Source organism: Argonema galeatum A003/A1, assembly GCF_023333595.1.
Lineage (GTDB): Bacteria > Cyanobacteriota > Cyanobacteriia > Cyanobacteriales > Aerosakkonemataceae > Argonema > Argonema galeatum.
Genome location: NZ_JAIQZM010000006.1, coordinates 211,535 through 222,619, shown reverse-complemented (window position 1 = coordinate 222,619; position 11,085 = coordinate 211,535). Strand labels below are relative to the sequence as shown.

General features: G+C 44.4%; 9 protein-coding genes. 6 read left to right on the top strand and 3 right to left on the bottom strand.

Features of this window, described 5'->3' with window-relative positions:
- From LAY41_RS09455 to LAY41_RS09445, 3 genes are all read right to left on the bottom strand, one after another.
- Positions 1-294, bottom strand: a 294-nt coding sequence (locus LAY41_RS09455; RefSeq protein ID WP_249096861.1) for a hypothetical protein, incomplete at its 3' end; no start/stop codon positions are given.
- 126 nt (positions 295-420) lie between these two features.
- A complete protein-coding gene (locus LAY41_RS09450; protein ID WP_249096860.1) occupies positions 421-1,710 on the bottom strand; it encodes a serine/threonine-protein kinase in 1,290 nt (429 codons plus the stop codon).
- 60 nt (positions 1,711-1,770) lie between these two features.
- Positions 1,771-3,441, bottom strand: coding sequence for a vWA domain-containing protein (locus tag LAY41_RS09445; RefSeq protein WP_249096859.1), 1,671 nt, complete (start codon positions 3,439-3,441; stop codon positions 1,771-1,773).
- A 350-nt stretch (positions 3,442-3,791) separates the two neighbouring features.
- On the opposite strand from LAY41_RS09445, the gene dnaA reads away from it, so the two are divergent.
- The 6 genes from dnaA to LAY41_RS09415 all read left to right on the top strand — a co-directional run bounded on the left by dnaA (position 3,792) and on the right by LAY41_RS09415 (position 11,014).
- Positions 3,792-5,207 carry a chromosomal replication initiator protein DnaA gene (gene dnaA, locus LAY41_RS09440; RefSeq protein ID WP_249096857.1) on the top strand — a complete coding sequence of 472 codons (1,416 nt, stop codon included), beginning with the start codon at positions 3,792-3,794 and terminating at the stop codon, positions 5,205-5,207.
- A gap of 369 nt (positions 5,208-5,576) precedes the next feature.
- Positions 5,577-6,755, top strand: a complete 1,179-nt coding sequence (gene dnaN, locus LAY41_RS09435) for a DNA polymerase III subunit beta (protein ID WP_249096854.1) — start codon at positions 5,577-5,579, stop codon at positions 6,753-6,755.
- A 183-nt stretch (positions 6,756-6,938) separates the two neighbouring features.
- A complete protein-coding gene (gene pyrR / locus LAY41_RS09430; RefSeq protein WP_249096873.1) occupies positions 6,939-7,475 on the top strand; it encodes a bifunctional pyr operon transcriptional regulator/uracil phosphoribosyltransferase PyrR in 537 nt (178 codons plus the stop codon).
- A 67-nt stretch (positions 7,476-7,542) separates the two neighbouring features.
- Positions 7,543-8,571 (top strand): type 2 isopentenyl-diphosphate Delta-isomerase, encoded by a 1,029-nt coding sequence (gene fni / locus LAY41_RS09425; protein ID WP_249096853.1) that lies wholly within the window; start codon positions 7,543-7,545, stop codon positions 8,569-8,571.
- A 64-nt stretch (positions 8,572-8,635) separates the two neighbouring features.
- On the top strand, positions 8,636-10,459 hold the full coding sequence (gene sppA / locus LAY41_RS09420) for a signal peptide peptidase SppA (RefSeq protein ID WP_249096852.1): 1,824 nt from the start codon (positions 8,636-8,638) through the stop codon (positions 10,457-10,459).
- 291 nt (positions 10,460-10,750) lie between these two features.
- The gene (locus tag LAY41_RS09415; protein ID WP_249096851.1) at positions 10,751-11,014 is read left to right on the top strand and encodes a hypothetical protein; all 264 of its coding nucleotides are present in this window, start codon (positions 10,751-10,753) and stop codon (positions 11,012-11,014) included.
- Positions 11,015-11,085: the final 71 nt, after the last annotated feature.

Sequence of the window (11,085 nt, the reverse complement as noted above, 5' to 3'; positions counted from 1 at the left end):
AGGAAATCTTGCATACCCTTCATCGGGCTGCGAGAAGCCTACACCATACCTGAAAGGTTGGTGTAGGAGTATGTCACTATCCGTGTCATCTCTTACTGGCAAAGAACGACTGGTGGTATTGCCGAGATTGCTGGGAGTAGGAGTAGAAGTAGGAGGAGGAGCGATCGACTCTTGAGGAGAAGAAGATGCTCTGGGAAGCTGCGAGCAACCGCCTATAAACGTCGCCCCTGCTACCGTTAGCAGCAGCAACCGATAAATGGCTGGTGTTTTGGCAGAGAAGTTGGCCAATGTCATGGTTTTGGGGACTGTGGTATCTACTATTATGAACTTTTCTTTAAGTAGGTGAGCCTAAATAAACTGAAGACCCAGAAACCGGGTTTCTACGGGCCTGGAGTTTTACATTTAATTATGCTTGTGCTTTCAAGGATGAACGGAACCATCAGGCATAATGGCACCTCTTAGATCGGCGCTGCCTAAGTTAGTACCTGTCAAATTGGCAGCAGTTAGGTTAGCACTTCCTAGATAGGCACCTCTTAAATCGGCATCTGTCAAATTAGCATCTGTTAATTTAACATTCTCCAGTTCAGCGCTTCTCAAATCGGCTCTAGTTAAATCGGCACCTGTTAAATCAACACCCTTAAGATCCATACCGCTGAGGTTAACTTCCCTCAAATTACACCCCAAACATTGACGATTTTCTTGCAATTGTCGAATAGCATTTTCACCAGTTATAGGTTTGAGGATATGTAAAGTTGCGAGCGCACTTGTGAGGCACACAGCAAATAGCCCAAACTTGAGCAGCAAAATTCTGGTTGTTGTCTTTTTTAATTGCCTAGTGCTGTCGATCCTATCTTGTAGTTTAATAGATTGAAGCGCATTCAGAGCGATCGCTGCTTTGGGATAGCGATTTTTCAAATTAGGTGCCACCATTTTAGAAAGCCAATCTGTAAACTGGGGACTGAGATTTGGCAATAGTGGTTTAAAGTTGATGCAATAAGATTCATCGATTAAATTGCCAATATCAGATGATTTCGTCTTTGTCAACAAACAAATTAATGTAGTCCCTAAACTATACAAATCGGAAGCTTCTGTCAGTTGGCGATTAAAAATTTGTTCTGGCGGCATAAATCCCAAAGTGCCTTTAACTGCACTACTGGCACCCACTTCTTCACCCCCGATTTTAGCCAAACCAAAATCCACTAAGTAAACTTTTATTTTACTTTGACGATCGACTAAAATATTCTCTGGTTTAATATCTCTATGAAACACGGTCGGAACTTGCTGTTGCAGGTAAACTAAGACCTCTAAAAGTGCGATCGCAATTTGCTCTATCTCTTCCAGCGTAAAGTTTTGCGCCTCAGCTAAGGAGGGAGCTTTTTTATATTCTTGTACTAGACAAAATCCCGTACTTGTTTCAAAAGAATCTAAGTACTTGGGGATACTGGGTGAATTTAGCTGTTGCAAAACTTTAATTTCTTGTTGATGCGCCTTGTATTCTGACCAACTAGCTCCAATTATAGCAAATTGAAATTGTTTAATTACTACCTGCCGCTCAGTTTTTATACTGGTTGCTAAGTAAGTAACTCGACCACCAGCGCGATTATGTCCCAACAAACGCTCAACTTGATAGCCTTGTTCAATAAAATCTGGAAAATTGTTTCCAGTAGAGTAGTTTGATGCAAGGTTATTGTCTTTCTGAATACTGTCCATAGTTATTTCAACCACAGATAAACACGGATTTCAGATCTGATTGAATATTGTTTGGATAGATTATAACCTTTTCAAAGTTTTACTTTTTTGCACTAACCGCATAAATTCAGCCCGATAGCCATCTAAATCTACATCCTTTGACTCATTTGCGAGCTTCAAAATTTCATCAAAACTTGCCTTTCCTTTATACTCAGAATCGCGCAATACCATACCGAAAGCTGCAACAGCAGATGCAAATCTAAAATTAGTGGATGCGTCTTTTAGTTTCAATCCTTTATCTAATACTGGTGTTGTCAAAAGTTGAGAATTTGTCTGATTTGGTAGTTTGTAGCGTAACTTTATCTGCATCAATTCGTTATTTTGATAAGCATTGGAAGCCACCGTATTTTCTTGGTATTTCAAATAGTCAACTTTACCCAATGAAACATCACTCTTGACACCAGCAGGAATAACCTCGTAAAGAGCTGTCACTGAATGTCCTGCACCTATTTCTCCAGCATCTTTTTTATCATCGTTAAAGTCTTGATTTTGGAGGATGCGGTTTTCATATCCAACTAAACGATATCCTTGTACTTTAGCTGGATTGAATTCCACTTGAATTTTAACATCTTTGGCAACGGTGACAAGAGTTCCTCCTATCTGTTTTACCAGGACTTTATTAGCTTCGAGAATGTTATCGATATAAGCATAATTCCCGTTTCCCTTATCAGCAAGTTGTTCCATTTTGGCATCTTGCAAATTACCCATACCAAACCCAAGTAATGTCAGTAAAATTCCTTCGTTTCGTTTCTGCTCGATCAGGCGCACCAGTGCTGTATCGCTGGATATCCCCACATTAAAATCACCATCAGTTGCGATAATAATGCGATTATTGCCAGAGGGAATAAAGTTTTCTTTAGCGATTTTATAAGCTAGCTGAATTCCTTCTCCACCTGCGGTGGAACCACCCGCTTGTAACTTTTCAAGTGCATTTAAGATTTGCTCTTTCTGATTTGCAGGAGTGGGTGGTAAAACTACGCCTGCTGAACCAGCATATACAACTATAGAAACTCGGTCTTTGCTTCCCAATTCGTTGACAAGCAAACGCAAAGCTGATTTGAGTAAGGGGAGTTTGTTTGGTTCATCCATAGAACCGGAAACGTCTAACAAAAAGACAAGATTGCTGGAGGGTAAATTTTCGATAGAAATCCGTTTTGCCTGCAATCCAATCTGAACTAATTTATGAGATGGATTCCAAGGCGCTTCGGAAATTTCTGTGGTAACTGAAAATGGAGTATAGTCTTTTGGTTGTGGATAATCGTAGGTAAAGTAATTAATCATTTCTTCCAGGCGGACTGCATCTTTTGGTGGAAGTTGACCTGAGTTGATGAAGCGTCGAATATTGCTGTAAGAGGCGGTATCTACGTCGATGGAAAATGTTGAGAGGGGGCTATTTTTTACTGTTTGAAATGGATTATCATCAATGCGAGCGTATGTTTCGCCATTAGAGTCTTGTCTGGCATCTGGCTTTTGAGGTGAGGGGTCTTGAGACTGCGATCGCTTTGAAGTAGGCAATGAGGCAGGTTGTTGTGCTGGGGGTGCGGCGGCGGGTGGTGCCAGTGGAGCCTCTGATTCGGGTGGACGCGCAGATCCGCTCGGTGCAGAACTTTCCTTTGGAGAACAAGAAACTATCAGGTTTCCTAGTAAAGCAGCTATTGCTAATATGACAATGGATTTGTGTATATACTTCATAATTGAATGATACTTTTGTAAAGGATCGATCGCTATGGCAAGTCAATTTACCATCCCAAGAAAATTACACCTTATCGTGCATTATGGCAGAAGCTCGATCCTATAATGTGGTGTTTACACGGTTATAACCCAAACAAAAAGCAGTGTCTAGTCGTTGACTGTTGAAACATATCCTTACCCAAGTAAGTAATAAATTTTGTGCAGCCTGGATCTGGAAAGAAAAAAAACTAAATTAAAACTGCTAAGTAGTCTATTACATTATATGATTAACTATAATAGCAGTTAATTCTGTTAAACTCGCTCCGTATTGCATACTTTATATATTGGCCGTTAGCGGTAGAGGAAAACTCGTGGAACTTGCCCTTGAGAGTCTCTGGTGTCAGGTACTGGAACGGTTGCAGATACAATTGAGCCGCCCCACGTTTGAGACTTGGATCAAGACCGCTAATGCTGAGCAACTGGAAAATAACTGTTTGGTAATTCGCACGCCCAACCCGTTTGCTCGAAATTGGTTGCAAAAGTACTACATCAAGACGATCGCAGATGTAGTTCAGGATATTTTGGGTCATCCAGTAGAAATATACATCACAGTTGCCCAAGGGGATGAAACCTCGACAAATGGCGACGCGGGAGTCTCTTGGCCCCTAGCAGTCGAACCTAGCATCTTAGAAAATAGCGATCGCACGGAACCAGATCGGGGTCACCACTCCGATCGCCATCGGCCCAAACCAACCACATTAAACTCCAAGCACGTTTTCTCTCGGTTTGTAGTTGGGCCAAACAATCGCATGGCTCACGCCGCCTCTCTAGCAGTTGCTGAATCTCCGGGACGCGAGTTTAACCCCCTGTTTTTGTGCGGTGGCGTCGGTTTGGGAAAAACCCACCTGATGCAAGCGATCGGTCATTATCGCCTAGAAATAGCCCCCGACTCCAGAATCTTTTACGTTTCCACCGAACAATTTACCAACGATTTGATTGCAGCTATTCGCAAGGACAATATGCAAAGCTTCCACGAACATTACCGAGCTGCGGATGTTCTTTTAGTGGATGATATCCAGTTTATTGAGGGCAAGGAATACACCCAAGAGGAATTTTTCCACACCTTCAACACTTTACATGAAGCTGGCAAACAAGTCGTGATAGCATCCGATCGCCCACCCAAGCAGATTCCTGGCTTGCAAGAACGCCTCTGTTCCCGTTTTTCAATGGGATTGATTGCCGATATCCAACGTCCGGACTTGGAAACTCGGATGGCAATACTGCAAAAGAAGGCAGAGTACGAGAATATGCGACTGCCTCGCGACGTAATTGAATATATCGCCACCAACTACACCTCTAATATTCGGGAACTAGAAGGTGCTTTGATTCGCGCTGTTGCCTATATCTCGATTTCAGGACTGCCGATGACGGTGGAGAATATCGCACCAGTTTTAAACCCACCTACAGAGAAAGTGGCGACGACGCCTGATGTGATTTTGGCGGTTGTAGCTGAAGCGTATGATATTCCCATCGACGATCTCAAGGGAAACTCGCGGCGACGGGAGATCAGTCAAGCACGTCAAATCGGTATGTACCTGATGCGCCACCACACAGACCTAAGTTTGCCCAGAATTGGCGAGGAATTTGGCGGCAAAGATCACACCACGGTGATGTATAGCTGCGAAAAAGTGGCACAACTGCGAGATAGCGATCCGAATATGCCTCAAACGCTGCGCCAACTGAGCGATCGCATTAACCTCGCCACGCGATCGCAAACCAACTCTTAAAAAGTCAAAAGTCAAAAGTCAAAAGGAGAGAAAAAATTAATAAAAAGTTTTTTGCCTGTGGAAAATTTGTGGAAAATCGGATGATTTCGGTGGAAAAGTATTGTAAGTATAAATACTCTGTGGAAAAGGAATCAGTTTTTCCCCAAGTTTTCCACAGGGTAACAATTTATGAAAAGCTTAGCTGGAAAATGTTTCCGAACTTTTTCCACATTTTCCACAGGCGAAAAGTGCGATCGCACGAATTGCAACGGGAGTAGCGTCCGAGGGAGCGAATCTTGCAATACAAAAGTACTACAAACTCGTTCTAAGCTATGCTTGCCAGAGTAGTTACAAGTCAGTTACACAACTGCCAGCAAACAACCAAAAGCCATGAAATTCGTTTGTGAGCAGAATGACCTCAATACCAATCTCTCATTGGTCAGTCGTGCAGTCCCCTCTCGGCCAACACACCCAGTGCTGGCTAACGTCCTCTTGAGTGCAGATGAAAATTTGCAGCGAGTCAGCTTAACTGCATTCGACCTCAGCCTGGGAATAAAAACAAGTTTTGCAGCCCAAGTCGAAAACAGCGGTACATTAACACTACCAGCCAAGCTGCTCAACGACATCGTGTCGCGTCTGTCGAATGGCGAAATTACGATCGACGATGACGCCGGAGAATTCGTAGCCACCATAACCTCATCGTTTGGACGCTACCAAGTCCGAGGGATGGAAGCAGAAGAGTTTCCAGAACTGCCTGCAATAGAAGATGGGCAAACAATTTATCTCGCACCCGACACATTAATTGAAGGATTGCACGGTACTTTATTTGCCACCAGTGCCGACGAAACCAAGCAAGTTTTAACAGGCGTTCATCTCACTGGTAAAAAAGATGGCCTGGAATTTGCCGCCACAGACGGACATCGACTCGCAATGGTCGAAACCGTTCATCAACCCCCAGAAGATGGCGCGCATGACGATGAGCAGCTAGAAAGTGAAATAGAGCTAAACGTCACAGTTCCAGCGAGAGCCTTGCGAGAGGTAGAACGCATTTTAGGAATGCGCCAAAGCCAAAGCACAGACCAGTCTGCAAAGCCGGTTAACCTTCGCTTTGATAGCAGTCAGGTTGTGTTTGAGTGGGGCGACCAACGCCTGACTACGCGGCTGCTGGAGGGACAGTATCCCGCATACCGCCAGCTATTGCCAAACTCATTTATCAGATCTATTACCCTCGATCGCAAACAGTTTTTGAGTGCCATAGAGCGAATTTCCGTTTTAACTGACCAGAAAAACAACATTTTCAAGGCCAATCTGGACAGTGTTAACCAGAAGCTCACTTTATCGGTAGAAGCTAAAGATGTGGGCAGCGGGCAGGAGTCAATACCGATCCAGTTTATTACTGGAGAAGATATCGATATTGCTTTCAACGTTAAGTACTTGATGGAAAGCCTGAAAAACCTGAATACGCAAGAAGTCCAAATGGATCTGAACAACGGTCTGAGTCCTGTAGTGCTGAAACCGCTAGGAGGCTCGAAAGCTACCCACTTGATCATGCCAGTACAGCTACGTTAATAATTAGGGACTAGGGACTAGGGGAAGAGTGGTCAGTTGTCAGTTGTCAGTTGTCAGTTGTCAGTTGTCAGTTGAAGAAGAAGAAAGGTTACTCACTCTGCCACCCTGCCACTCTGCCACTCTCCCTAGCCCCGTTTTGACTTTTGACTTTTGACTTTTGACTTTTCTAGCCCCTTCTTCTCTATGCCTTCCCAAGTTGTCGAAATTTTATCAGCACAAGAATTGCGTCGCACGCTCACGCGCATGACCACCCAGGTGATCGAAAAAGCCCGCGACCTATCGAAACTAGGATTGGTGGGAATTCATACCAAAGGTGTTCCCCTAGCCCAGCTAATGGCTCGCCAGATTGAATTGCTCGAACAAGTAGAGGTGCCCGTGGGGGCGCTGGACATTACTTTTTATCGAGACGACCTCGATCGCATTGGCCTGCGAACGCCTGCCAAAACCGATATCCCATTCGATGTTTCTGGCAAAACTATTGTGCTGGTAGACGATGTAATCTACAAGGGAAGAACCGTTCGCGCCGCACTCAACGCAGTCATCGAGTATGGTAGACCAGAAGCGATTTGGTTGGCCGTACTCGTTGACCGGGGTCATCGAGAATTACCTATTCATCCGGATTTTACGGGCAAACAGCTGCCAACAGCTAAGGAAGAACAAGTTAGGGTTTATCTCCAGAATATTGATGGACGGGATGCCGTAGAGTTAATAAAGTCCTGAGTTTTAACTTTTGAGTTGTGAGTTATTGCTAAAATTTATATGCGGATAAAGTTATGAGTTGTAAATTATGACGGAAACTCAGGCGCGAAAGGCAGATCATCTGAGGATTTGTCTTGATGAAGATGTGCAATTTAGGCAGACTACTAATGGGCTGGAACGATATCGCTTTATTCACAGTTGTTTGCCAGAATTAAACTATGATGAAATAAACATAACTACAACTTTTTTTAACAAAAAACTGGGTGCGCCACTGCTGATATCTTCAATGACAGGTGGAACAGAACAAGCTGGGAAAATTAACTACCGTTTGGCTGAAGTGGCGCAGCATTACAAAATAGCGATGGGTGTAGGTTCCCAGCGGGTAGCGGTGGAAAATCCCTTGGTAGGCGAAACTTTTGCGGTACGAAGTATCGCGCCGGATATCCTCCTCTTTGCTAACTTGGGAGCAGTGCAACTAAATTATGAATATGGTTTGGAAGAATGTCTGCGAGTAATTGATTTATTAGAAGCAAATGCACTAATTTTGCATCTGAATCCTTTGCAGGAGTGCGTTCAAACCAAGGGAGACAAAAACTTCAGAGGATTGTTGTCAAAAATTGCTATACTTTGCAAAAAGCTGCCAGTGCCAGTGATTGCCAAAGAAGTCGGGAATGGAATCTCAGCTGCTCTAGCGCAGAAGTTAATCGATGTAGGTGTCGCTGCGATCGATGTAGCCGGTGCGGGTGGAACTTCTTGGGCTAAGGTGGAGAGCGAACGGGCAACAGATGCCCAGCAGCGACGGTTGGGAGAAACTTTTGCAGACTGGGGACTGCCAACGGCTGAGTGCATTACGAGTATTCGTGCGAATGCCCCCGATGTTCCCCTGATTGCCTCTGGGGGACTGCGTAATGGCTTAGAAGTGGCGAAGACACTTGCCCTGGGTGCCGACATAGCCGGTATGGCATGGCCGTTTCTGCACGCAGCGGCAGAATCAGAAGATGCTTTGCACGACTTGGTTAAAGTGTTAATAGCAGAAATTACTACAGTATTATTCTGCACCGGCAATGCAACGCTATCTGACCTAAAACAATCCGGATCGTTGCAGAAATTAGCATAAAAGTTAAAGGTCAGGAGTTAAAAAAACTCAAAGCTCAAAACTCAAAACTCAAAACTATTCTCATATGCGAGATTTCTTTAAACACACCTTCGCCACTGTCTTAGGTTTATTAATTTTCTTCGGTTTGGGAACAGGCGGGCTAATTTTAATGCTGATATCCGCTACCAGAGATACAGAACCACAAGTAAAAGATAAGTCGGTATTAGTTTTTGATATGTCGGTGAGAATTACGGATACAAATCCCTCATCAGGCACCGGCGATCTGATACAGAAAGCAGTATCGGGTCAAGATAATGACGAAACGATCGCCCTGCGTACCGTCCTGAATGCGATCGACGCTGCGACAAAAGATAAACGGATAGTAGCAATCTACTTAGATGCCTGTGGAGAGACAGCCGGTAAGGTTGGAGGTTTTGCAACGTTAAAAGAAGTGCGGCAGGCACTCGAAAGATTCAAAGCAGCGGGCAAAAAAATTATTGCCTATAACGTTGACTGGGATGAACCGACATATTACTTGGGCTCGGTAGCAGACACCATCGTGGTTAATCCTATGGGCATGATGGAAATGAACGGTTTGCGTTCGGAAACTATGTTCTTGGCGGGAGCATTTGAAAAATATGGGATTGGCGTTCAGGTGATCCGGGTTGGCAAGTACAAGTCTGCCGTTGAACCATTTGTACTCAAACAGATGAGTTCGGAAAACCGGGCCCAGGTTCAAAGATTGTTGGAAGATATTTGGGGCGAATTCCGTGTGTCGGTAGGGAAGAGTCGCAAATTAAGCCCGCAACAAGTGCAAGCGATCGCAGATAATCAAGGTTTGTTACAACCAGAACAAGCTCGCAAAAGCCGTCTGGTCGATAAAGTAGCTTATTTCGATGAAGTCGTCTCCGACCTCAAGCAGCTAACTGGGAATGACAAAAATGATAAATATTTCCGGCAAATTAGGCTGAGTACCTATGCCAAAGTTGCGGACAAATCGGTGCTACAAAAGCGGCAATCTCAAAACAAAATTGCTGTTGTCTACGCCGAGGGAGAAATCGTGAGCGGCGAAGGTAACATCAAGGAAGTGGGAGGCGATCGCTTAGCCAGACAACTGCGCCGTATACGGCTCGATGATGACATTAAAGCAGTAGTTCTGCGCGTCAACAGTCCCGGTGGAAGTGCTACGGCATCCGACGTAATTCAGAGAGAAGTTCGTCTGACCCGTAAGCAAAAGCCGGTAGTAGTTTCTATGGGCGATGTCGCGGCTTCTGGTGGCTACTGGATTTCCACCTATGCCAACCGGATTTTTGCCGAACCCAACACGATCACTGGTTCTATTGGCGTTTTTGGACTCCTGATGAACGTGCAAAAGTTAGCTAACGACAACGGTATCACCTGGGATGTAGTGAAAACAGGTAAATATGCCGACTCTCAAACTATCTCCCGTCCAAAAACGGCTCAAGAGCTAGCTATTTACCAAGGGTCTGTTAATCGCATTTACTATCAATTTGTGGGCAAAGTGGCAGAATCCCGCCAGCTGCCCCAGAACAAAGTGCAAGAGATTGCCCAAGGGCGAGTTTGGTCAGGTTTAGCAGCGAAAAAGATTGGCCTCGTTGATAATATTGGTGGCATAGATAGTGCTATTAATTATGCTGCAAAGATAGCAAAGCTGGGTAATGATTGGGAGTTGGAACAATATCCCAATAGTCGAAGCTTGGAAGAACGGCTCTTGAAAAACCTACTCAGCAATACGAACATCGCTAGCAAAAATGCTAACAAAACATTTCAGTTCGATCCCCTGACTCGCACCTACGAACGACTGCGGGAGGATTTAAGCATTTTGGGAACTATGAACGACCCATTAGACATTTATGCTCGTCTCCCCTTTAATTTGCGAATTGATTAAGTACATAGGAGTGGGGGAGCAGAATCTAGCCCATGTTCCCTAGAGGAACTAAGTAGGTGGGCATAATTAAACGTAAAACTCCAGGCCCTTAGAAACCCGGTAACTCCTGCTTTCACCGGGTTTCTGGATGTTCAGTTTATTTACGCTCACCTACTTAGTTCCTCGTGTAAAATCCTTTTCAGGTGGGGTAAGGTTATATTTCTTAACATACCTATGATGACATTCATCCGTTTTGTGGGCAGAATATATTAAGTCTTATCGAACAAGTAGTTTCAAAAATTGCATCTATCTATGGATAGAAAAAATAATCGCCCAACAAATACAAAACCCAATCGCTTCTGCCTTTATATTGTGGCGTGTAGTGCGATCGGTGTGGTATTGGGAGGCACTGCCAGCTGGGCAGAGAGCAATCAGTGCTGGCAAGCTGAAACGCCCTCTAGCCAATGCCTAACTGAAGATCCAGTCCTCAAAACCATTCAGGGAATGAGTACTGGTTCGATCGCAGGGGCTCTAGCTGCTATTGTGGCAACCTGGCAAATAAAGCGGCAAGAATAAACAAGGACTGGGGACTAGAAGACTCACGCAGTCAAAAGAATCATTCTTTTGACTGCGTGAGTCTTCTCAAT